A 24,061-nucleotide genomic window follows, 5' to 3' on the forward strand; every position below is an offset into this window, starting at 1 on the left:
TAGAACCAGTTTACGATTGAAATAAAATTTTTAAAAAACGTTGGTTGTTAATACCAACGTTTTTTATTTTGTTTAGAAGCTTCAGATTTTCTCGATTTATGAGCAGCACCACTTCTATTTGAATTTTTAGGTTTTTCCTCAATTTTATCGGGGCTTCCAGCGTGCCACGGATAAGGATGATCAGTAATGGTTTTTACATCGACCTTGATTAGTTTTTGGATATCTTTCCAGTAACCATGTTCGTCTTTGCTACAAAAAGAGATCGCAATTCCTCCATTTCCGGCACGTCCTGTTCTTCCTATTCGGTGTACGTAAGTTTCTGGGATGTTAGGTAAATCAAAATTGATAACATAAGGCAATTGGTCAATATCAATACCACGGGCAGCAATATCTGTCGCAACAAGAACGCCTACTTCTTTGTTTTTAAAAGCATCCAGAACTCTTTGTCTGGCATTTTGCGATTTGTCTCCGTGAATGGCTTCGGCAGCAATGTTTTTCTTGCGTAATGCTTTCACCACATTATCCGCTCCGTGTTTAGTTCTCGAAAACACTAAAACATCACTAAGATTTTCATTTTGCAGTAAAGTATAAAGTAAGTTTCTCTTTTCGCCTTTTTCTACAAAATAAACGTGTTGTTCTACCTTTTCTGCTGTTGATGAAACAGGAGAAACAGTTACGGTTTCAGGATTAGTCAAAAACATTTCGGCTAATTCTCTGATGGCAATTGGCATTGTTGCCGAGAAAAATAAAGTTTGTCTGTTTTTAGGAGTCAACTTCACAATTTTCTTTACATCGTTTACAAATCCCATATCCAGCATTTGATCCGCTTCGTCTAAAACTAATGTATGTAAATGGTCTAAATCAATGAATCCTTGTTTGTGTAAATCCAATAATCTTCCTGGTGTAGCAATTAAAATATCGATACCCTTTTTAAGTGTGTCCACTTGCGGATTTTGTGAAACACCACCAAAAATGGTTAACTGTGTAAGGTTAGTATATTTGGCATAAGTTTCAAAACTTTGACCTATTTGTACTGCTAATTCTCTTGTAGGAGTAACTACTAAGGCACGAATTTGTTTTGGTTTTTTTGATGAACCAACAATGCGGTGCAATTGATGGATTATTGGAATAGCAAAAGCGGCTGTTTTTCCGGTTCCTGTTTGTGCGCAGCCTATTAAATCATTTCCTGCTAATACTAGTGGAATGGCTTGTTCTTGAATTGGAGTAGGGTTAGTATAGCCTTCTTCAAATACGGCTTTTTGGATACTTTTTGAAAGTGATAAATCTTCGAATAACATAAGTTTGGTATTAATTATCCTGTAATAGTTACAGCGATAAGTGGTGCAAAGATAGTATTATTATTCTTGATGCTAATTTATTGCTTGTATTGGGTGTCGATAAAAGATGTTTTATAAAATTATATCCGGTTTAAATGCTATTTTTATTTGAATTTGATTTTATAAAATCAGTAATAAGGTAACCAATCAATTTTCCTATTAGATGGTTGTTTTTGTCTACGTCTAAATCAGGTGCTCCTTCGCAAATGTGTAAATAACTGGCATTTTTATTTTTAGCAAAAAAGGAAACAAATTGGCGTAACTCTTCTACCGAAAAACCGCTTAGTGTCATAGCGCTACTGGCAATATTGGGAATGGCATCTAAATCGACTTCAATTCCAAAAGACTCCATTTTGATGAATTCTAAGGCGTCAATCATTTCTTGATTGAAGTTCTTTTCTTTTCGAATATTGATGCTGTCATAGGTGTTATAACGAACTCGGTCTTCGGTTTTTTTGATAATATCTAAAACACTTTTGGAAGTGTAATTTTCGTGTAGTCCAAAGACAAAATATTTTTTCAAAAAACCTTCTTCATAAGCATACGAAAAACCATTACCGCTATGACGTCCTTCTAAAATTCTAAAATCAGAATGCGCATCAAAGTTAATGGCGTTTATGGGTTTTCCTTTGGCAAGTGCCGTTCCTTTTATATTTCCATAAGCATTGTTGTGCCCGCCACCAATGATAATTGGAATTTTACCCAGTTTAACGATACTAAAAATAATATGCGAAACATCTTTGTCTATTTTTTGAACTAATTGGCTTAGCTTAACCCGGTCATCAATATTGTGAAAGTCTAGATTTTCTACTTCTTTCATCTCTTCTATGACATTGATTTGTCCTAAAACGACAATTTGGTTTCCTTTACAAAAACGATTGTGCTGAATGTTGGCAATGCTTTTGATGGCTTCGTTCCAGGCAGAAGCAGCACCCGGTCTTCCAAAATTGGCTCTGATTCCAATATCTTCAGGAATTCCTAGTAAAACATATTTAGCCTCAGTGTTTTTGATATATGAGATAGGATTAGCTCCAACAGGAACTGTGAGCATCTTTTCTCCAAATTTTATTTCTCCACTTCTATGGTTGGTGACTTTAGCGAGATCGTTTATTGTGAACGGGAGAAATTTTTCCATAAAAGAAAATTTTTTCACCAAAAATAATATAATTTCCTTAGTTACGTTATATGTTAAAAATATATTGTTAAATTTGGTATTATTAAAATTGAAAAAACGTTAAAAAAATGGAAAACAAACAAAGTAGTTCAAGTCTAAAGGCAGTTATTGCTGTATTGGCAGTTTTATTGATTGGGAGTTTAGTTTATATTTTCAAATTATCTTCGGATACAGATAAAGTGCAAACTGTTTTAAAAACAACCGAAACGGAAAAGGAATCCGTATTGAAAGACTTGGAGCAATTAAAAACAACTTATGATGCAGCGATTGCGGAGAATACTTCAATGTCTGACGAGTTAATTCAGGAAAGAGACAAAGTCGTAAGTTTGATGACTGAGGTAAAAAAATCTAAAGGAGATGTTTCAGCTTTCAAGAATCAGCTTAATTTTTTACAAAACAAAATGAAGGCTATGATGGCTGAAAATGATGGTTTGAAAAAACAAAATACTAAGTTAACATCGCAACGTGATAGTACAGTAGTAGTTTTGACTGAGTCTAAAAAAAATAATGAAGCTTTAGTAGGGCAAAATAGCGAATTGGCTAAAGTTGTTGAAAAAGGTTCTAAACTAACGGTTTTGAATATTCAGAGTTCAGCTTATAGAGTGAAAAGTTCTGGAAAAGAAATTGCAACTGAAAAGGCCAGAAGAACTAATATGCTTAAAATTAGTTTTACTATTGCGGGTAATGAAATTGCACAGTCAGGAGATAAAACTTATTATGTGCAAGTTATTGATAGTAAAAACAATGTTCTTGGTGAAAAGAAAAACGAAACTTTTGATGGTAAAGATTTGACTTATAGCTTTACTAGTACTGTAAAATATGAAAATAAAACAGTTCAGGTTTCAGAAAATTTACCAGGGAAAAATTTTGAACCAGGGACTTATTATGTAAATGTTTTTGATAAAGGAGAATTGGCTTCTAAATCAAGTTTTACTTTAAAATAATTTTTAGAGTTTTCTAGATATAAAAAAAAGAGGAGCATTTGCTCCTCTTTTTTGTGTTTAAGAGTATTAGAATTTATTCTGAGACTGTTATTTCAAACATTTTGTCCCAATTTTTTCCTGTTACAAAAATGGTTTTGTTTTTTGGATTATAAGCAATTCCGTTTAATACATCGTCTGGAGTTGCTTTAATCAATTTTCTTAAACCTGACATGTTGATAATTCCTTCAACTGCTCCAGTGCTTGGATTTACAACAGCAATAGCGTCTTTTTGCCAAATGTTAGCGTAGAATTTGCCATTAATAAGTTCTAATTCGTTTACTGATTTAATTTTAGAACTTCCTGAATATACATTCACATAATCTATCATTTTTTGAGTAGCAGGATCCATTTTCCAGATTTTCTCTGTCCCATCCGATTGATAAATGTATTTTCCATCATTAGTCATTCCCCAGCCTTCAATTTCTTTGGTAAAAGCAAAAGTTTTTTCCAGTTTTAACGTATTGGCATTATAGATAAAACCTGTTTTTTCTTGCCAGGTTAGTTGAACTAATTTTCCGTTGATAAAAGTGATGCCTTCGCCAAAGTATTTAGCATCCAAATCAATTTGCTTAAAAACTTTGCCTGTTCTATAATCGTATTTTCTTAAATAAGATTTTTCTTTTTGTCCTGTGCTTTCATATAAGGTGTCTTTGTAAAACTCTAATCCTTCGGTAAAAGAGTTTGTATCGTGAGCAAAGGTGTTTACTATTTTATATTTTAATAATTTAGGAGTCACATTTGAAACAACTTCTATTCTAGTTGTGGTTTCTGCATTTTCACCTTCAAAATACACTAAGGCTTTGATGTTTTGGTAGCCTAGTTTTTGGTTTTTTAAATCAAAAGAAAGCTTTTCCAGTCCTTTTACCGTTTTAATTTTAGCATCGTTAATGTAGTACACAATACTATCGACTTGTTTCGATTTTGGGTTTAAAATAGTCAAGTCAAGAGTCTCTTGAGGTTGGTATTGTGCCGAAATTTTAGAAGAATCAAAATTAAATATAGTATTTTCTCTATTTTTTGTATCTCCACAATTAGAAAGTAGTGTTCCTAATAAAATGAAAGATAGTAAGTTATGTTTTTTCATGTTGTAAATTTTAAAAGTCCTAATATACAATGTTATTTTAAGCATACAAAAGGGCTTGCAAAAATATAAAAAGATTGTATATTTGCACCGGCAAGTCCTACACGACCAGCTCCTGCAGACTCCCCCAGGATGGGAACATAGCAAGGGTACGTGGTTGAGCGGTGCGATGTAGGTCGCTTGCCTTTTTTTATTTCATCTGTTCGCGAGGCGAATTAGATTCTTTTTTCAGAATTAAAACAAAAGTAGTCTTCCTTCGGGAGGATTTTTTTATTTTTGACCTTTTGGGAAGTGTAGGAGTTGGAAGTTAGGAGTTAGGTGTATGCACATAACCCATAACCCATAACTCACACCCCATAACCTATAACTAAAAAATAAAATGAGCAAAGTAGTATTGATTACTGGAGGTTCTTCAGGAATAGGAAAATCTATTGGGGAATTTTTACATCATAAAGGCTTTATTGTTTATGGAACCAGCAGAAATCCGCAAACTGTTTTGAATTCTGTTTTTCCATTGGTCTCTTTAGATGTTCGAAATGTAGAAAGTATTCAGGCTGCTGTTGCCAAAATAATTGCTACAACTGGAAGAATAGATGTGGTGATTAACAATGCGGGAGTAGGGATTACAGGTCCATTGGAAGAAATTCCAACTGCGGAAATCAAAAATAATTTCGAGACTAATTTTTTCGGTCCTATCGAAGTGATGAAAGCGGTGTTACCACAAATGCGCCAACAAAAATCAGGATTAATTATCAATGTTACTTCAATTGCCGGCTATATGGGTTTGCCGTATAGAAGTGTTTATTCGGCATCTAAAGGAGCTTTAGAGTTGATAACTGAAGCGTCGAACATGGAAGTGAAATCTTTTGGAATTAATATTACTAATGTGGCTCCTGGTGATTTTGCTACTAATATAGCTTCGGGACGTTTTCATGCACCATTAATAAAAGGTTCGGCTTATGAAGTTCCTTATGGAATGACTCTAAAAATGATGGATGAACATGTGGATAGTGGAAGCAATCCAGATGAAATGGCTGTAGCGGTTTATAACATCATTCAGGCAAAGAATCCTAGAATCCATTATAAGGTGGGTGCGTTTATGCAAAAGTTCTCTATTGTATTAAAACGTATATTAGCAGATAAAGTATATGAAAAAATGCTGATGAATCATTATAAATTGTAATTATGAAAGATATTGAAGATTTAAAAGAAATTATTATTCCTATATTGTTTATGGTTGTTTTGTGGTTTATAATCCGCAGAATATTAAAAGCGATAAGTGATAAAATTAATAATGCTGAAGTTCATAGAGATGATTTATTAAATGTTCTGGAAGAAATTCGTGATGAATTAAAAGATTTAAATAAAAAGAACGCTATTAAATAATTATAAATTGTAAATTTGCAAACGTTTAATAAAAATTAAGTGTTAAAAAAACACTTTTAATAATGAACTAAAAACAATTAAATATATAAATTATGAAATTTTTTATTGACACGGCTAATTTAGCTCAAATTAAAGAAGCACAATCTTTAGGTGTATTAGATGGTGTAACTACAAACCCATCTTTGATGGCTAAAGAAGGTATCACAGGAAAAGATAGCATCTTAAAACATTATGTTGACATTTGTAATCTTGTTGATGGTGATGTAAGTGCTGAGGTAAATGCTTTGGACTTTGACGGAATGGTAAGAGAAGGTGAAGAATTAGCTGAATTACACGAGCAAATCGTAGTTAAATTGCCTATGACTAAAGAAGGAGTTCAGGCTGCTAAATATTTTTCTGATAAAGGAATCAAAACTAACGTAACTTTAGTGTTCTCTGCTGGTCAAGCTTTATTAGCTGCTAAAGCGGGTGCTACTTATGTTTCTCCATTCTTAGGAAGATTAGATGATGTTTCTACTGATGGATTGAACTTGATCCAGGAAATTAGAGATATCTATGATAACTATGGTTACGAAACTCAAATTCTTGCAGCTTCTATTCGTCATACTATGCATATTGTAAACTGTGCTAAAATTGGTGCAGATGTTATGACAGGACCTCTTTCTGCAATTTATGGTTTGTTGAAACACCCATTAACTGATATCGGATTAGCTCAATTTATTGCTGATTTCGAAAAAGGAAACAAGTAATATTTTACTTTTATCCCAATAAAAAAGTCCCGTTTGTTAATTCAGACGGGACTTTTTTCATGTTAGTTGTTTGTTTATTTTCTTACGAATGGAGGAAGTAATTTACTGGAAACTTCTCCAAAACCAATACGAACCTGGCTGTTTTCGCAAAAGCCTTTCAAGGTAATAGTATCGTTGTCATTGATAAATTTACGTTCGCTACCATCATTCAGTTTCAGCGGTTTTTCTCCTCCCCAAGTCAATTCTAGCATCGAACCATAACTATCTTCGGTAGGGCCGGAAATAGCTCCAGAACCCATCATATCACCTGAATTCACTCGGCAACCATTAGAGGTGTGGTGAGTTAATTGCTGGTTCATAGTCCAATACATGTGTTTGAAATTGGATTTAGAAACTATAGTCGGCTCGGCATTTTCAGGCTGTATGCTAACTTCAAGATTGATATCAAAAGTATGTCTTCCTTTTTGTTGTAAATAAGGAAGCGGACTCGGATTCTGTTTTGGACTGGCTACTCTAAATGGCTCTAAAGCATCCATAGTTACAATCCATGGCGATATAGAAGTGGCAAAGTTTTTAGATAAAAAAGGGCCTAAAGGCATGTATTCCCATTTTTGAATGTCGCGTGCAGTCCAATCGTTTAACAAAACCATTCCGAAAATATAATCTTCGGCTTCGCTAATAGGAATCATTTCTCCCATTACATTAGCATCGGTAGTGATGAAAGCAGTTTCTAATTCGAAATCTATCAAACGTGATGCGCCAAAAACCGGTGTAGATCCTTCAAAGGGTAAACTTTGTCCAATAGGTCTGTGAACCGGAATTCCAGATGGGATTATTGTTGAACTTCTTCCGTGATAACCAATAGGCATTTGAGGCCAGTTAGGTAACAAAGCATTTTCTTCGTTGCGAATCATCTTTCCAACATTCGATGCATGGATTTTACTCGAATAAAAATCGGTATAATCACCTATTAATACAGGCAATTGCATTTCTACGTCATCGATCTTAAATATAAGGATGTCTTTATGAGCAGCGTTGTCACGCAAACTTGGATTGTTTTCGTCAAAAATATCAGCGATACGATTGCGAACTAATCGCCATGTTTTTTTTCCGTCAGAAATAAAATCATTCAAGGTATCTTGTATGAACATATCATCTGTTAATTCAATACCCGAAAAGTATCCCAATTGGTGTAATGCACCTAAATCAATAGCCGAATCGCCAATGCGGGTTCCTACCGTTACGACGTTTTCTTTCGTTAAGAATACACCAAAAGGAATGTTTTGGATCGGGAAATCACTGTTTTTAGGAACTTCTATCCAAGATTTTCTCTTAGTGTCGTTGGCTGATATTGGCATGTTTTGTTAATTTTTTGTTGAAAATTATATATCAAATATATCATAATCTAACTGTTTAGCAAACGTTTTTTTGTATTTTTGCGCTAAATTATTTAAAATCTAAAAAATGCAACGCGACAAACAAATTTTTGAACTTATTCTTGAGGAACAAGATAGACAAATACATGGCTTAGAACTTATTGCTTCTGAGAACTTTGTAAGTGATGAAGTAATAGAAGCTGCTGGTTCAGTTTTGACAAACAAATATGCAGAAGGATATCCAGGTAAAAGATACTACGGAGGTTGTGAAGTGGTAGATGTTATTGAGCAAATTGCAATTGATAGAGCTAAAGAATTGTTTGGAGCTGTGTATGCTAACGTTCAACCACACTCTGGTTCTCAGGCTAACGCGTCAGTGTTTCACGCTTGTTTGAAACCTGGTGACAAAATTTTAGGTTTTGATTTATCTCACGGTGGTCACTTGACTCACGGTTCTCCTGTAAACTTCTCAGGACGTGTTTACAACCCGGTTTTTTACGGTGTTGACAAAGAAACAGGTCGTTTGAACTATGATAAAATTCAAGAAATTGCTACTAAAGAGCAGCCAAAATTAATCATCGCTGGAGCTTCGGCTTATTCTCGTGATATGGATTTTGCTCGTTTTAGAGTAATTGCTGATAGCGTAGGTGCAATTTTAATGGCTGATATTTCTCACCCAGCAGGTTTAATTGCTAAAGGATTAATGAACGATCCAATTCCTCACTGTCATATTGTAACTACTACAACTCACAAAACTTTACGTGGACCACGTGGTGGTTTGATTTTGATGGGGAAAGATTTCGAAAACCCATGGGGATTAACTACTCCAAAAGGTGAAATCAGAATGATGTCTTCTTTATTAGACTTAGCTGTTTTTCCTGGAAATCAAGGTGGACCTTTAATGCACATTATTGCTGCTAAAGCGGTTGCTTTTGGTGAAGCTTTACAAGATGAGTTCTTTACTTACGCACGTCAATTGCAAAAGAATGCTAATGCAATGGCTGATGCTTTTGTAAAAAGAGGATACGATATTATCTCTGGAGGTACTGATAACCACATGATGTTAATTGACTTAAGAAACAAAGGCATTTCTGGAAAAGATGCTGAAAATGCTTTGGTAAAAGCAGAAATCACTGTAAATAAAAACATGGTTCCATTTGACGATAAATCTCCATTTGTTACTTCTGGTATCCGTGTAGGAACTGCTGCAGTTACAACTCGTGGTTTGTTAGAAGAAGATATGGAAACTATTGTTGCTATGATTGATAAAGTATTGACAAATCATACTAACGAAGATATTATCGAAGAAGTAGCTGAAGAAGTAAACGAAATGATGAGCGAAAGAGCGATTTTTGTTTTCTAATAAAATAAGTTACCAAATTTTTAAAGTCGAAAGTCGAAAGTATAATTTTTGACTTTCGACTTTTGCTTTTCAGGACTTTTAACCTTAAGACTAAAAACATGGGCGTATTACGATTACAATTGCCAACCGACCCAAGATGGGTGAATATTGTAGAGAAAAACATAGAAGAAATCTTGACCGATCATGCTTGGTGTGAGCAAAAAGCAGCGACCAACGCGATTACCATTATCACTAATAATTCAGAACACCAGGATTTGGTTAAAGATTTATTGGCTCTAGCCAAAGAAGAAATCGATCATTTCGAACAAGTACATAACATCATCATCAAACGCGGATTAAAGTTAGGTCGCGAACGAAAAGACGATTATGTAAACGAATTGTACCAATACATGAAAAGAAGCGGAAACGGAAGCCGTGTTTCTGGTTTGGTCGAAAGATTGCTTTTTTCGGCAATGATTGAAGCCAGAAGTTGCGAACGTTTTAAAGTGCTTTCAGAAAACATTCAGGACGAAGAATTAGCTATTTTTTATAGAGAATTAATGGAAAGCGAAGCAGGACATTACACTACTTTTATTACTTATGCCCGAAAATATGGCGAAGGAATTGATGTAGAAAAACGTTGGAGAGAATGGCTGGAATTCGAAGAATCCATTATTTCTAATTATGGAAAAAACGAAACCATTCACGGATAGTTTTTAGTGATCAGTGTTCCGTTTTTAGTGTTCAGTCTTAGTTTTTAACGTCGAGTAAAGTTAAAAAGCGTAAAATTAGAAAGCTTGGTGAATCTCTGTGGGATCTTAGTGAATCTTTGCGAAATTTTTTAGAATTCGTCTCATTAGTGTTCAATATTTTTCAGGTTTAATAATCTAAAATCGCTATATTTGAAAGTAACCAAAATTCAAGGCTATGCGAATAGAAACCGATCTAAAATTAGGCTTTAAAGATGTAATGATTAGACCCAAACGTTCTACATTAAAAAGTAGGGCTGAGGTTTCTTTAGAAAGGGAATTTAAGTTTTTGCACAGTACCGCGAAGTGGAATGGCATTCCTATTATGGCTGCGAATATGGATACGGTAGGAACTTTTCAAATGGCTAGCGAATTAGCTAAACACAAATTATTCACTGCTATTCATAAGCATTATTCGGTTTCAGAATGGAATGCATTTCTTGAAGATGTTTCGCCTGATTTTTATGATTATATAGCGGTTAGTACAGGAACTGGAAAAAATGATTTCAAAAAAGTAATCGAAATTGTTGCTGCTAATCCCTTATTGAAATTCATTTGTATTGATGTTGCCAATGGGTATTCGGAGCATTTTGTGAACTTCTTAAAACAAACCCGAAAACAATTTCCTGATAAGGTAATCATTGCAGGGAATGTGGTTACTGGCGAAATGGTAGAAGAATTACTTTTGGCCGGTGCCGATATTATAAAAGTCGGAATTGGTCCAGGTTCGGTTTGTACTACCCGAATAAAAACAGGTGTGGGGTATCCGCAACTTTCGGCAATTATCGAATGTGCCGATGCAGCTCACGGATTAGGAGGTCACATTATTAGTGATGGTGGTTGTACCACTCCGGGAGATGTAGCCAAAGCCTTTGGTGCCGGTTCTGATTTTGTCATGTTGGGCGGAATGCTCGCTGGTCATACCGAAAGTGGAGGAGAACTACTGGAAATGAATGGTAGAAAATTCAAACAGTTTTACGGCATGAGTTCTACCACAGCTATGAACAAACACGTAGGTGGCGTTGCCGAATACAGAGCCAGTGAAGGAAAGGCAGTGAAAATTCCTTTTAAAGGCGATGTAGTAGATACCGTTTTAGATATTTTGGGTGGTTTGCGCAGCAGCTGTACTTATGTAGGTGCGTCCCGACTAAAAGAATTGACTAAAAGAACTACTTTTATACGTGTAAGCGAACAGGAAAATAGAGTTTTTACGAATGAATAACAAATGATACGTATTGTTAAAGCTACCGTTGCCGATTTAAAAAGTATTACTGAAATAGCTCATAAAACCTGGCCGCTTACGTATGGCGAAATTTTATCTCCAGCGCAATTAGAGTACATGCTCAACGCTTTTTATTCGGATGCAGCCTTGCGAGCCAATATAGAAAATGGGCATGAATTCATATTTGCTAAAGAAGCGGATACTATTTTAGGTTTTGCTTCTTTCGAACATCATTATGAAGATGGAAATACTACAAAAATCCATAAAATTTATATTCTTCCCGAAACTCAAGGAAAAGGAATCGGTAAGCTATTGATTGATTCTGTAGCTCAATTTGCAAAAGAAAACAATGCTACTACACTTTTATTAAATGTCAACCGGTTCAATAAGGCTTTGACTTTCTATCAAAAATTAGGTTTCGAAATCATTGAAGCAATCGATATTGAGTTAGAATATGGTTATTTAATGGAAGATTATGTTATGGAGAAGAGGATTTGATTTTGGTATTGAGTAAGGTACCCGCAATTTTGTCATTCCGAAGAATGAGTACATGAGCGATAGCGAACTGGCGAAGCAATCTCATCCAGTAATTCGGCAAAGTATTTCTATTTACTCATTTTTGTGGGCACGGATTACAAATCCGCGCTATGGGGTAGTGGGGGGCGTGCTTTTTGTTTGTATAACTGCAAGTAGTTAGTTTTGAAAAACTTCTGCTGCAAATGGATTGTCCACTAACCATAACCAAATTCCTTCGTCGTTTTTCTTCATCATACAACTTGTTGCACCATCCATTTCAACAGGATTTCCATCGGGCATTATTGCATTTAGGGACCATTTATCAACCCAAATAGCAAGGTCTCCTACAATTGTAACCCTGTGTTTACTTCCTGTTATTTTAGGTTTCCAAGTACAAAGATGTTCCATTGATTTTGCAATATTGTCTAAGCCTGTAATTTCTTGTCCGTCTCTCTCAATGTATGTTGCATCTTTGTCAAAACAACTTAATGCTCCTTGTAAGTCACCGTTTACAATGCAACTGCGAAAATATTTTACTGCATCAGCTGGAATTGTCCTATCAAATTTATCTGTCATTGTTTTGTTTTTTATTGTTTAATGATTGGCTGTTGTGGATTAAATAAACATAAACTTTCGATTTTTACTGACTTCAAAGACACAAAACCAAGTTTTTATTAAGACAATTACCTAAATCCGCTGTAGTGTCTGTTTAGCAACACTTATTTAATTATTTCTAGTTTATGATGATTGGGCTGTCTTGAATACCATCGAATTGCTTGTGAACTTGCTTCTTTCATAAATTCATTTAGATCATTGATTTCTTCCACATCTATTTCATCGCCAGTCAAGTTGAAATTTGATTTTGCGTGTACAACTTTATTCCTAGTTTTGTATATGATTTTTGCAGCAATATTACTTGCAGTATTTATATTTTGTTTGTCAAGTGAGTAAGTGATTTCAGTTATATTTAGATGTTTTTTTATTTTCTTTTTAATTGATAGGGGTAATTTTTTAAATAATCCAACAAAATCAATGCAGGAAATAAATGAAGCCTTAATTAAGTCTTCATCATTGGATTTATCACGCATAGAATTAGCAAGCTCAAATACTGATCTTATAAAGTCCCCATCTTCAAATGAACTTTTTGGTGCATCAAGTTTTTTTCTCATTAATTCATTTGCTTCAATATTTACAGCGATTGGTGCGAAATGCTCTAAAACCTTATAAAAATTAAGGAATTTTAATTCTGAATCCTTTATTTGTACCGCAGAAACAAAAAGCTTCATACCTTCGTTAAACGGTTCTAGTTCTCTAAGTGTTTGAGTTAGTTTTTCTGTTTCGTCATATTCATAATAATCATCTATAGGATTTCTAATTTCAGAAAAATTTAATGCAATGCCTGTGCTATCAGCAACTTCAAAGATAAAGGAATTTAAAAGGTCAATTTCTTTTTCTTTAGTCAAAACATTTTCTACATAATCATAAATAATTTCAATTGAAATATACTGGCTAAATGTACCCCAGTAATCTCTGTCATATTCTCCTAGTTTTGTTGCTGCTAAACCAACAATTATAGATTCAGTTAAGATGTTTATTCTAGTTCCATTTGATGCAGTTGTTTTAATATCACTATATTCACTCAAAACATGGTTTTCTTCTGAATCTGTTGCCGCAACTATATAGTAACTGCGTTGGTTAGTTTTGATATAATTCTTATTAATTATTTTGATTGATTTAATTTCATTTCCAAGTTCTAAGAATTGTGATGTTTCAATCGAAACAATATCGTGTTCACCAGGAAAACTAATATCAATGCTTTCAATGTCTTCTTTCTCGTCAAGTATTTCTTGTATTCTTTTTTCCGAAAAAAGTAATTCCTCTTCATAATCAGCAAAATAATCAGCAAATCCAATAATAACCCTATTTATTTCGTTTATTTCAAGTAATTGTTCTTTTGTAAGTTTCATTTTTTATAATTGTTGCTAACTCGTTTATATGTATGACCATGTCACCCGTTTTTGGGTAGATATGGATGACAACTGTTATACATTATTTCTCAAATATATAAATAAATCTTACAAAAATTAAGATTCCAAATTGGCTTTATCCAAAAAATAAAATAAAGTTTTGGCTAAAGCCTCATTATATTCAAATTCTAATCATCTGGCTAAAGCCAGACGTAATTGATGTTGATGTAAAAAAATAAAAATTAACAGCATGATGCTTGTGTAGCAATTAAGCTTATGTTGATATTAGTCGTTTAACTGCTTTTTCTGCATTGTTAACGAGTTAATCAATATTTTTCTTTAACAAAATCATAAAATTGATTTTTAATTTCAATGTTTGTTTACATTTGCAGAAGAAATGAGAGCAACTGTATTTTTTATTTTTCTGTGTTCATTATTCCTTTTCAATGGAACACATAGCGTTATCAATCATGCGCAGCCTTACTGTGTATGCGCTTCGTCATCTCATAGCCAAAGCATAGAACAACCTTGTTCTTTAGGCAATTCAGTTGATACTAACAGGATTTTTGAAGATGCTGATTTCGATTCGGCAGAAGAAAATAACAATGACATAGATAAATCAAATAAAATTTCTTCACTTACCAATGATTTAGTTAATCAATGGCAATTAGAATTTTTAGGTTTAGTTATTTTAAAAAATAATTTTAAAGGCTTCAAAAACTTCAAGTCTTATTTTACTTATTCACAACCTCTTTACATTTTACAAAGCGTTTTAAGAATTTGATAACCACCTCTTTTCGGTTGTAAATACATTATTTATTGGCGCTTACGTAAATAAACCATTCCATTGAGTGTAATTGTTTTGATGATCATTTTTTGTTAGTTTGACTAATTCGTCGCGGCGTTTTGTCCTTCGCTTTCATCTATGATGACAAAACGAGATTGATTAATGCAATTTCCAGTAGCAAAGTATATGGAGAAGCTTTGTTTGGTTTTGCTACGCAAAAAAACATTCGGATTACCATTTTTGATAATCAACTCAACGGATTAAATTAATAATTTTTACGAAAGCAGTCTTAAGCTTTGTATGGTCTTTCATGGCCTTTTTTAACAGTAAATATTCCAAATACTAAATATCAATTATTCAATTTCTTTAAAAAAATTATGAAGAGAATTGCCATTTTATCCGGGCTTATCGCCCTTGTGTGCTTAACGAGTTGTAACTCTAAGAAAGAAGAAAAAGAAGAAGCTGAAAAATTCACGGTAACCAATCCTGTTCGAGTTGATACTTCTTTTACGAAAGAATATGTTTCACAGATAAGATCTGTTAGAAACATCGAAGTGAGAGCTCTTGAAAAAGGGTTTTTACAAAAAATATATGTTGACGAAGGTCAATATGTGAGAGAAGGTCAAGTATTATTCCAAATTTTACCAACTATGTATGAGGCTGAATACCAAAAGTCGAAAGCAGAAGTGAGAACTGCCGAAATTGAACTTCAGAATACAAAAAGCCTTTCTGATAAAAATGTGGTTTCTAAAAATGAATTGGCTCTAGCGCAAACTAAATTAGATCAGGCTAGAGCTGAAATGGCTATGGCTAAATTCCATTTGTCTGCCACAGTAATCAAAGCACCATTTTCGGGAACTATTGATAGACTTCCAAAAAAATTAGGAAGCCTTATTGACGAAGGAGAACTGTTAACCAGCCTTTCTGATAACTCTCAGATGTATGCTTATTTTAATGTTTCTGAACCGGAATATTTAGACTATGAAACCAATATTAAAAACAGAGCTGATAGCAAGGTGAGCTTACTTTTAGCTAATGGTACCCGTTTGAAATACAAAGGAAATGTAGAAGTTATCGAAAGTGAATTTGATAGCGAAACAGGAAACATTGCTTTCAGATCCCGATTCCCTAATCCTGATAAATTGCTTAAACACGGCGAAACAGGAAAAGTATTGATGGAAGTTCCTCTTCATAATGTGATTGTGATTCCACAAAAAGCGACTTATGAAATTCAGGATAAAAAATATGTTTTTGTCGTGGGTAAAAATGATGTAGTAAGTTCTAAAGAAATCACAATAAAAGGTGAAATCCCTGATTTGTATATGATTGATGGAGGAATAACAGAGAACGACAAAATTTTATTGGAAGGAGTTCAGAAAGTAAAAGAGAATGATAAAATTCAATATAAATACATAGCACCTCAGGAAGTTATTACTCATTTGCGATTAAAAGCAGAATAAATTCAAGTAATCAGTTTTCAGTATTTAGTTTTCAGTAGTTGTTTGAACTTAAAAAAGTAAATAGAACCAAGCTGATACCATTAAATTCCAGTTTGGTTTAATCATAAAAAATAGAAACAAATGTTTAATAAATTTATTCAAAGACCAGTTTTGTCGATAGTAATATCGCTCATTATTGTCTTTTTAGGGGTTTTGTCGGTAATGAATTTACCTATTACGCAATTCCCTTCGATATCACCGCCAATGGTGAATATTACCGCAGATTATCCGGGATCTAATGGAGAATTGATGATCAAATCGGTTGTTATTCCTTTAGAAAGAGCTTTAAATGGAGTTCCGGGAATGAAATACATGACTTCAGATGCGGGAAATGACGGTGAAGCAAGTATCCAAGTAGTTTTTAACTTAGGTACTGATCCTAACCAGGCTGCCATTAACGTACAAAACCGTGTGGCTTCTGTGGTTAATAAATTACCGCCATTAGTGGTAAGAGAGGGTGTGAAAATTACCCGTGAGGTTCCAAGTATGTTGATGTATGTCAACCTTTTTAGTACTGATAAAAATACCGATCAAAAGTTCTTGTACAATTATGCCGATATCAACGTTTTATCTGAATTGAAAAGGGTAAATGGTGTTGGATCCGGAGATATTTTGGGAACACGTGAATATGCTATGCGTATTTGGCTGAAGCCTGATCGTATGCTGGCTTATAAAATTTCTGCCGAAGAGGTAATGGAAGCTTTATCAAGTCAGAGTTTAGAAGCTTCACCAGGTAAAACAGGGGAGGCATCAGGAAAACGTTCGCAAGCATTTGAGTATGTATTGAAATATTCAGGTCGTTTTACAACTAAAGAACAGTATGGTAATATTGTACTAAGATCTAGTGCGGATGGGGAAATTCTACGTTTGAAAGATGTAGCCAATGTTGAATTTGGTAGCTCGATGTATGATATCTATTCGAATTTAAATGGAAGACCATCGGCGGCAATTGTATTAAAACAATCTTTTGGTAGTAATGCCAATCAGGTTATTGAAGATTTGAAAGCCAAATTAGAAACCATCAAGAAAAAATTCCCAAAAGGAATGGATTATGAAATTTCGTATGACGTTTCTAAATTCTTAGATGCTTCTATCGAAAAAGTAATTCACACCTTAATTGAAGCCTTTATTTTGGTGGGATTGGTTGTGTTTATTTTCTTGGGCGATTGGCGTTCGACTGTTATCCCGGCTATTGCAGTACCTGTATCGTTGATTGGAACTTTTGTATTCATGACATTTTTTGATATTTCATTGAACTTAATTACGTTATTTGCTTTGGTTTTGGCTATTGGAGTCGTTGTCGATGATGCCATTGTGGTTATCGAGGCCGTCCATGCCAAGATGGAGGAAGAACATCTTTCGGCTTTAAAGGCTACTAAAAAAGCCATGCATGAGATTGCAGGAGCTATTATTGCTATTACGTTCCTGATGGCTGCGGTATTTCTTCCGGTTGCGTTTATGTCAGGTCCGGTTGGGGTATTCTACCGCCAATTTTCGATTACAATGGCAACAGCAATTATCCTTTCGGGAATTGTAGCATTGACATTAACGCCTGCACTTTGTGCAATGATGTTGAAAAACAATCATGGTCAAGCCAAAAAGAAGACGCCTATCAATATGTTTTTGGATGGTTTTAACAACAAGTTCAACATTGCACAAGGGAAATATCAAAACTTATTAGCAAAGATTGTCAGCAGAAGAGCAGTGACTTTTATAACCTTAATTGCTTTTTGTGCCGGAATATGGATTACCAGTAGTACGGTTCCTTCAGGATTTATTCCAAACGAGGATCAAGGGATGTTTTATGCGATTATTCAAACGCCTCCGGGATCATCATTAGAAAGAACCAATAATATTGCCGAAAAACTGCAAAAAATTGCTGAAGGTGTAGAAGGAGTAAAATCGGTTTCTTCATTAGCAGGTTATGAAATTTTGACTGAAGGTACTGGTTCAAATGCAGGAACCTGTTTGATCAACCTTAAGGATTGGAATGATAGAAAGCAATCTGTTCAGGAGATTATGACTGAATTAGAAGAAAAATCTAAAGACATTTCAGGTGCCAATATCGAATTTTTCCAACCACCAGCGGTACCAGGATATGGAGCAGCAGGAGGATTCGAACTTCGCTTATTGGATAAAACAGGGACTAGTGATTTCAAAAAACTGGAAGCTGTCAATAAAGAGTTTGTGGAAGAATTGAACAAACGTCCTGAATTAACTAACGTGTTTAGTTTCTTTAGTGCGAGTTTCCCTCAGTTTATGATGAAGGTCGACAATGATTTGGCTCAGCAAAAAGGCGTTTCTATCGAAAATGCGATGAACACTTTGTCAACTCTTGTGGGAAGTAACTACGAAATCAGTTTTATTAAGTACGGAATTAACTATAAGGTAATCGTTCAGGCAGCTCCTGAATATCGTGCCTTGCCAGAGGATATTTTAAAGCTTTATGTGAAAAACAACCGTGATGAAATGGTTCCTTTTTCGGCCTTTATGAAATTAGAAAAGGTGTACGGACTATCAGAAATTACCAGACATAACATGTACACTTCTACTGAAATTAGTGGTGGTGCAGCTCCGGGATACAGTAGTGGAACGGCCATTAAAGTGATTCAACAAGTGGCTGCTGAGAAATTACCTAGAGGGTATGACATTGACTGGGCTGGTATCTCTGCCGATGAGGTGGCACAAGGAAATCAAGCCATTTGGGTTTTCCTTATCTGTTTAGCCTTCGTTTATTTGGTTTTGGCGGCGCAATACGAAAGTTTTATTCTGCCATTATCAGTAATTCTGTCTTTACCTGCGGGAATCTTTGGAGCGTTCATTTTATTGAAATTTACGGGTCTGGAAAACAATATCTATGCACAGGTTGCCATGGTAATGTTGATAGGGTTACTAGGTAAAAATGCCGTTTTGATTGTTGAATTTGCAATCCAGCGACACGTTGCAGGAAAAACGGTATTGGAAGCGGCTATGGAAGGTGCTAAGGCGAGATTCCGTCCTATTTTAATGACTTCATTTGCGTTTATTGCCGGTTTGATTCCGTTAGTTTTTGCTTCCGGACCAGGTAAAATTGGAAACAGAACCATCGGTACAGCCGCAGCGGGAGGAATGCTTATAGGAACAATTTGTGGGGTATTTATTATTCCGGGCTTGTACTATATATTCGCCAGAATCTCAGAGAAATACAAGATGATAAAAAATGAAAATGAAAATCCATTAACTGAAGAAATTGATAACAATCATGTACAAAGTCCATCTAAATCTAAAGAATCTAAATAAATACTTTGTTGCACTTGGTTTAAGTGCACTGGTAGTAGGATGTAAGGCGCCATCAGTTATGGAAACTACTGCTAAAACAGTGGTTCCGGAAGCATATAATTCGAGTAAAGACACTACCAATACCGCTACGGTACAATGGAGAAATTTCTTTACCGATAACAATTTGCAAAACTTAATTGATACTGCGCTACAAAACAATCAGGAGTTGATGATTACCTTACAGGAAATCGAAATTGCTAAAAACGAAGTCCGTCTTAAAAAGGCGGCTTTGTTTCCAACTGTAGGCCTGCGTGCTGGTTCTGGAATTGAAAAAGTAGGTCGCTATACCAGCCAGGGTGCAGGTGATGCTTCTACCGAAATCACACCAGGAAAAGAAATGCCGGATCCATTGAGTGATTTTATCGTTGGAGCTTATGCGAATTGGGAAGTGGATATTTGGCACAAACTCCACAACTCTAAAAAAGCAGCCTTAACGAGGTATTTAGCAACCGTAGAAGGTAAAAACTTTGTGTTGACTAATTTAGTTGCCGAAGTTGCTAATTCGTATTATGAATTGCAAGCCTTGGATAACCAATTGCTGATTGTACAACAAAATATAGCCATTCAAAAGAATGCTTTAGAAATTGTACAATGGCAAAAAGAGGCGGCAAAAGAAACTGAATTAGCAGTACAAAAATTCAAAGCCGAAGTCTTGAAATCAAGAAGTTTGGAATTTGATATTCGTCAAAATATTAAAGAGACTGAAAATAAAATCAACTTTTTGTTAGGGCGTTATCCACAAGAAATTCCTAGAGATAAGGCTTCTGTTTTGAGTATTGTTCCTAAAGCAATTGCAGCGGGAATTCCGTCTCAGTTGTTGAGCAATCGTCCGGATATTAAACAAGCCGAATTAGAATTGGTAGCTGCCAAAATAGATGTGAAAGTAGCCAGAGCAGAATTTTTTCCTTCTTTGGAAATTTCGGCAGGAGTAGGATTCAATGCGTTCAAACCTTCGTATTTGTTTAGAACACCAGAATCGTTATTGTACAATTTGGTAGGGGATTTAGCTGCCCCTTTGATTAACAGAAATGCTATCAAAGCCGAATTTAATTCTGCCAATGCGAGACAACTTCAAGCTCTGTACAACTATGAAAAAACGGTTTTGAATGCTTATTTAGAAGTTTCAAACCAACTTTCGAAGATTGATAATCTGGAAAAAAGTTATGATTTAAAATCGCAACAAGTAGCTGCTTTAGATCAATCGATTAATGTTTCGAATGATTTATTTAAATCGGCGAGAGTGGATTATTTAGAAGTTTTGCTAACGCAGCGCGATGCTTTAGAAACGAAACTGGAATTAATTGATACTAAAAGAGACCAATTGAATGCCGTGGTTAATGTGTACAAAAACCTTGGTGGAGGTTGGAAGTAACAACATTTCCCATTTTTATAAACGAAGAGCCGAACGTGATGTTCGGCTCTTTTTTTTGTAATTCTATTTATTTTGTGTTCTTTATAAAAGCAATAATTTGTTTGAAAATCAGTTCTGTTTTTATGGATTTGCCTTGCAAGCGTTCCGTATTTATGTGTAAATTAGTAACGGCTATTCGCACAATTATTAATTAAATATTACCTACATGAAAAATCTAAGTCTATTTTGTTTGCTGTTGACTTGCATTGGATTCCAAAGCTGTAAAAATGATCAAAACTCAAACGATGTTAAAGCTACTCTGGCCAAGGCAGAAAAGCCCATAAGCGTAAGCTGTTATAAAGCATTGTATGAAACAGATACTATTGAGTTAAAAATTAACACCTTAAAAGATGGGAAAATTTCCGGAAATATGGTGATGAAATTTTATGCTATGCCAAAAAAAGTTGGAGAAATCACTGGCGAATTTCATGGAGATACTTTATTTGCAGACTACTCATTTTTTGAAGGAAAGAATGAAAAAAGAATATACAAAAATCCGTTGGCAATGCTAAAAAAGGGTGATACACTTGTTTTAGGTAATGGCGTAATAGAAACTTATTTAGGGCGTTCCTATTTTGCTAAAGGCAAACCTATAGATTTTGATAGAGTGAAATATAAATTTTTAACTGTTGACTGCGTTGATAAATAATTGGTCGGTTACTGTACTCGATGCAATCATTGAACTAAGTTATTTTAACAAAAAGCCTCTAAAACAATTGTTCTAGAGGCTTTTTGCTTGATTAATAGATGCTAAAATTTATAATTGTATCCTAAACGGATCACTTGGGTTTCATAATAATCATTACTGCTATAGTGAAAACCGGCACCCTGAATTTCTTTTTTAGGAACCATGGTATTGAGTACATCAGTTGCGTTGATAAAGAATTCCCCTTTGCCGTTTTGAACCGTTTTTTTGATTCCAAAATCTACCGAAAAGCGTGATTTTATTTTTCCTTGCGGAATAATATCAGGTGCTAAATAAATTGCGGTTAATTGTGCATCTATTTTTTTAGCAAAATGAAAGCTGTTATTCCATTTTAGATTTCCGGAAACCATAACTTCTTTTGGAGCAGAAAATAAATGCGAACTCGGATATTTATTCTCTACCGTAAAAGCATCAATCTGGTTGCGATAGGTATTCATGTTGAGATTAAAGGAATACAGTTTGCTAACGTCTTGGGATAATACCATTTCGATACCTGAATTGTAACTTTTGTTTACGTTTTGAAAAGTAGCATAAATAATTTCACTCCCCGGAACAGTACTGGAGATTCGGGTAATGGTGGCATCGGCAAATCGGTGGTAAAGGGCTGCGTATAAATTTCCTTTTTCCCAATTCTTTTTATAACCCAATTCCAATGAATTGGTAAATTGAGGTTTCAGCATGGGATTCCCCACTTTAATAATTTCGGCATCATCATATTTTGGAAAAATTCGAATGTCAACTTCATTAGGTCTGTCGACTCTTCGGTTAAAAAAGAGGGATAATTTATTGTTTTCATTGAATTTATATGCTAGTCGCATATTAGGAAAGGGTTGCGTATAGTTGTAACCATTACTTTTATAGGTATTGTGATTTGGATTTACCTCGTAATTCAAATCGACATATTCAACACGTAAACCTAGTTCGGCTTCCCATTTTTGATTTTCAAAAACATAATTTCCATAGATGGCAGGAATGAGTTCTTTGTAAGTAGCAGGTCCACCTGCATTAGCATCTATAACCGAATTTTGTCCGGGTTTGAAATCCATATTGGTAGGAATGTCTCTTTTACGTAATTTGATTCCTGTTTCAATACGGCCTTGTTTTAAAGGTTCGATATAATCAAAATTCAAATCATAGACTTTTTCGTCCGATAACAATTTGAAGGCATCAGTTCCCGAGGAACTAGGGAGGATGTTGTCGTAAAAATATTTCTCGTCTTCTCTGTGAAAAGTATAATTAAAACCGACATTCAACAAACGCCCCGGTTCTTTAAATTTGTGCTGGTAAGCCGCTGTTGCCATTACCGTTGTTTTTAATTCGTCTTCCAAAAATTGCCACAATCTTCTTCTTTCTGATAAATCAGCATTAAAAAAAGGCTGATCCCCTCGATCAATGATTTTTTCACTGCCAAATAATCCCGAAATAGTTAAGGTATTTTGGTCGTCGATAGTCCAGTCAAAGCCTGATTTTATTGTGGTGAAATGCGTGTTTCGGTTTCGCTTTAACTGGGAATTAATAATGTCGCCATTGTCGTAATATCGGGTAACAAATTCGTTTTTATTTAAAGTTTCGGTATATAAATAATCGCCCTGGAAAAACGCATTGATTTTATTTTTACGGTAATTCAATGAAAGTGACGGATTGATTTTTGGCGTCAAAGTATATTGCGGACGTATCGTAGGCAGGTTTTCTTTTCGAATCCATAGAGAACCCAAACCCGTTGTTAAACCTGCTTTTCCATTAAAACCTTCTTTTTTATTTTTTTTATAAATGATATTGATGATACCCGCATTTCCATTGGCATCATATTTCGAAGAAGGATTATTGATGATTTCGATTTTTTCAATAGCTGATGCCGGAATATTATCCAAACCGCTTTGGCTGCCAAACCCCGTTAAAGTCGTTTGTTTGCCATCAATCAAAACCATTACTTTATCATTTCCTCTCAATTGCACTTTACCGTCTTGCACCGTTACACTGGGAAGGTTTTGCATGGCTTGTAAAACAGAGCTTCCTGATTGTGTAATATTATCAGCAATTGAGAAGGATTTTTTATCCATTTTAGAGTTAATAGTCGAAGTGGGAGCGTTAACAACCACTTCATCCAGTGCATTTACATTTTCGGTCAATTCGATTGCTTTTAAGTCTAAATAATCAGATAAATTACCAATGTATAGTTCTTGTTCGTGTGTTGCATATCCTAATGAGGAAATTTCAAGAATATAATTTCCTGATTTGATATTCGTCAAAGTAAACCGGCCACTTTCGTTTGTGATGGTTCCTGCTGCAAATGTTTTTTGACTGGCCGTTTTTAAAACCACATTGGCAAAAGATAAAGAGGTGTTGGTTTTATTCTCTTTCACCAATCCCGAAACCGTTACTTGCTTGCTTTGTGCCCATAATTGGGTTGTAAGTAAGCAAAAAAGGAGGAGTATATTTAAAAAAAATATTTTCATGA

At 34.7% G+C, this 24,061-nt stretch carries 20 protein-coding genes and 1 other RNA gene; 14 read left to right on the forward strand and 7 right to left on the reverse strand.

What is annotated here, in order from left to right:
- Window positions 1-47: 47 nt before the first annotated feature.
- Both GTZ96_RS01550 and GTZ96_RS01555 read right to left on the reverse strand, forming a co-directional pair.
- Window positions 48-1,298: a DEAD/DEAH box helicase gene (locus GTZ96_RS01550; RefSeq protein ID WP_161640831.1), complete on the reverse strand. Its 1,251-nt coding sequence runs from the start codon at window positions 1,296-1,298 to the stop codon at window positions 48-50.
- 130 nt (window positions 1,299-1,428) lie between these two features.
- Window positions 1,429-2,472 carry a formimidoylglutamase gene (locus GTZ96_RS01555; protein WP_161640832.1) on the reverse strand — a complete coding sequence of 348 codons (1,044 nt, stop codon included), beginning with the start codon at window positions 2,470-2,472 and terminating at the stop codon, window positions 1,429-1,431.
- A gap of 107 nt (window positions 2,473-2,579) precedes the next feature.
- Between GTZ96_RS01555 and GTZ96_RS01560 the strand changes: the two genes are divergently transcribed.
- On the forward strand, window positions 2,580-3,455 hold the full coding sequence (locus tag GTZ96_RS01560) for a hypothetical protein (protein ID WP_161640833.1): 876 nt from the start codon (window positions 2,580-2,582) through the stop codon (window positions 3,453-3,455).
- 73 nt (window positions 3,456-3,528) lie between these two features.
- Here the strand turns inward: GTZ96_RS01560 and GTZ96_RS01565 are convergent, their stop codons facing one another.
- The gene (locus tag GTZ96_RS01565) at window positions 3,529-4,578 is read right to left on the reverse strand and encodes a glutaminyl-peptide cyclotransferase (protein WP_161640834.1); all 1,050 of its coding nucleotides are present in this window, start codon (window positions 4,576-4,578) and stop codon (window positions 3,529-3,531) included.
- Window positions 4,579-4,666: 88 nt separating this feature from the next.
- Here GTZ96_RS01565 and ffs point away from each other — a divergent pair.
- The 4 genes from ffs to fsa all read left to right on the forward strand — a co-directional run bounded on the left by ffs (window position 4,667) and on the right by fsa (window position 6,710).
- Window positions 4,667-4,764, forward strand: an RNA gene (gene ffs, locus GTZ96_RS01570) — signal recognition particle sRNA small type.
- Between the two features lie 190 nt (window positions 4,765-4,954).
- Window positions 4,955-5,758 (forward strand): SDR family oxidoreductase, encoded by an 804-nt coding sequence (locus GTZ96_RS01575; RefSeq protein ID WP_161640835.1) that lies wholly within the window; start codon window positions 4,955-4,957, stop codon window positions 5,756-5,758.
- Between the two features lie 2 nt (window positions 5,759-5,760).
- Complete coding sequence (locus GTZ96_RS01580) at window positions 5,761-5,961, forward strand: hypothetical protein (protein ID WP_161640836.1); 201 nt, start codon at window positions 5,761-5,763, stop codon at window positions 5,959-5,961.
- 92 nt (window positions 5,962-6,053) lie between these two features.
- A complete protein-coding gene (fsa, locus tag GTZ96_RS01585) occupies window positions 6,054-6,710 on the forward strand; it encodes a fructose-6-phosphate aldolase (protein ID WP_161640837.1) in 657 nt (218 codons plus the stop codon).
- 74 nt (window positions 6,711-6,784) lie between these two features.
- Here the strand turns inward: fsa and fahA are convergent, their stop codons facing one another.
- Window positions 6,785-8,068 carry a fumarylacetoacetase gene (gene fahA, locus GTZ96_RS01590; RefSeq protein ID WP_161640838.1) on the reverse strand — a complete coding sequence of 428 codons (1,284 nt, stop codon included), beginning with the start codon at window positions 8,066-8,068 and terminating at the stop codon, window positions 6,785-6,787.
- A gap of 106 nt (window positions 8,069-8,174) precedes the next feature.
- Here fahA and glyA point away from each other — a divergent pair, with 106 nt between their 5' ends.
- The 4 genes from glyA to GTZ96_RS01610 all read left to right on the forward strand — a co-directional run bounded on the left by glyA (window position 8,175) and on the right by GTZ96_RS01610 (window position 11,897).
- Window positions 8,175-9,449, forward strand: a complete 1,275-nt coding sequence (gene glyA / locus GTZ96_RS01595) for a serine hydroxymethyltransferase (RefSeq protein WP_161640839.1) — start codon at window positions 8,175-8,177, stop codon at window positions 9,447-9,449.
- A 98-nt stretch (window positions 9,450-9,547) separates the two neighbouring features.
- Complete coding sequence (gene miaE, locus GTZ96_RS01600) at window positions 9,548-10,141, forward strand: tRNA-(ms[2]io[6]A)-hydroxylase (RefSeq protein WP_161640840.1); 594 nt, start codon at window positions 9,548-9,550, stop codon at window positions 10,139-10,141.
- A 214-nt stretch (window positions 10,142-10,355) separates the two neighbouring features.
- Window positions 10,356-11,399: a GMP reductase gene (gene guaC / locus GTZ96_RS01605; RefSeq protein WP_161640841.1), complete on the forward strand. Its 1,044-nt coding sequence runs from the start codon at window positions 10,356-10,358 to the stop codon at window positions 11,397-11,399.
- 3 nt (window positions 11,400-11,402) lie between these two features.
- A complete protein-coding gene (locus tag GTZ96_RS01610; RefSeq protein WP_161640842.1) occupies window positions 11,403-11,897 on the forward strand; it encodes a GNAT family N-acetyltransferase in 495 nt (164 codons plus the stop codon).
- Window positions 11,898-12,092: 195 nt separating this feature from the next.
- Here GTZ96_RS01610 and GTZ96_RS01615 read toward each other — a convergent pair whose 3' ends face one another.
- Together GTZ96_RS01615 and GTZ96_RS01620 are read right to left on the reverse strand one after the other, a co-directional pair.
- Window positions 12,093-12,491 (reverse strand): YybH family protein, encoded by a 399-nt coding sequence (locus GTZ96_RS01615; protein ID WP_161640843.1) that lies wholly within the window; start codon window positions 12,489-12,491, stop codon window positions 12,093-12,095.
- Window positions 12,492-12,634: 143 nt separating this feature from the next.
- Entirely contained in the window at window positions 12,635-13,882 is a 1,248-nt protein-coding gene (locus GTZ96_RS01620; protein ID WP_161640844.1) for a hypothetical protein, read from the reverse strand.
- A gap of 376 nt (window positions 13,883-14,258) precedes the next feature.
- Between GTZ96_RS01620 and GTZ96_RS01625 the strand changes: the two genes are divergently transcribed.
- The 5 genes from GTZ96_RS01625 (at window position 14,259) to GTZ96_RS01645 (ending at window position 21,546) form a co-directional block, all read left to right on the forward strand.
- The gene (locus GTZ96_RS01625; RefSeq protein WP_181033119.1) at window positions 14,259-14,666 is read left to right on the forward strand and encodes a hypothetical protein; all 408 of its coding nucleotides are present in this window, start codon (window positions 14,259-14,261) and stop codon (window positions 14,664-14,666) included.
- Between the two features lie 380 nt (window positions 14,667-15,046).
- Window positions 15,047-16,129, forward strand: coding sequence for an efflux RND transporter periplasmic adaptor subunit (locus tag GTZ96_RS01630; protein WP_161640846.1), 1,083 nt, complete (start codon window positions 15,047-15,049; stop codon window positions 16,127-16,129).
- Between the two features lie 120 nt (window positions 16,130-16,249).
- On the forward strand, window positions 16,250-19,447 hold the full coding sequence (locus tag GTZ96_RS01635; RefSeq protein WP_161640847.1) for an efflux RND transporter permease subunit: 3,198 nt from the start codon (window positions 16,250-16,252) through the stop codon (window positions 19,445-19,447).
- Window positions 19,410-20,858 carry a TolC family protein gene (locus GTZ96_RS01640; RefSeq protein ID WP_161640848.1) on the forward strand — a complete coding sequence of 483 codons (1,449 nt, stop codon included), beginning with the start codon at window positions 19,410-19,412 and terminating at the stop codon, window positions 20,856-20,858. The genes GTZ96_RS01635 and GTZ96_RS01640 overlap by 38 nt, the downstream gene beginning before the upstream one ends.
- A gap of 205 nt (window positions 20,859-21,063) precedes the next feature.
- Window positions 21,064-21,546: a hypothetical protein gene (locus tag GTZ96_RS01645; RefSeq protein ID WP_161640849.1), complete on the forward strand. Its 483-nt coding sequence runs from the start codon at window positions 21,064-21,066 to the stop codon at window positions 21,544-21,546.
- A gap of 101 nt (window positions 21,547-21,647) precedes the next feature.
- On the opposite strand, the gene GTZ96_RS01650 is transcribed toward GTZ96_RS01645, so the two are convergent.
- The gene (locus GTZ96_RS01650) at window positions 21,648-24,059 is read right to left on the reverse strand and encodes a TonB-dependent receptor domain-containing protein (protein WP_161640850.1); all 2,412 of its coding nucleotides are present in this window, start codon (window positions 24,057-24,059) and stop codon (window positions 21,648-21,650) included.
- Between the last annotated feature and the right edge of the window lie 2 nt (window positions 24,060-24,061).

Source organism: Flavobacterium undicola (genome assembly GCF_009909155.2).
GTDB lineage: Bacteria > Bacteroidota > Bacteroidia > Flavobacteriales > Flavobacteriaceae > Flavobacterium > Flavobacterium undicola.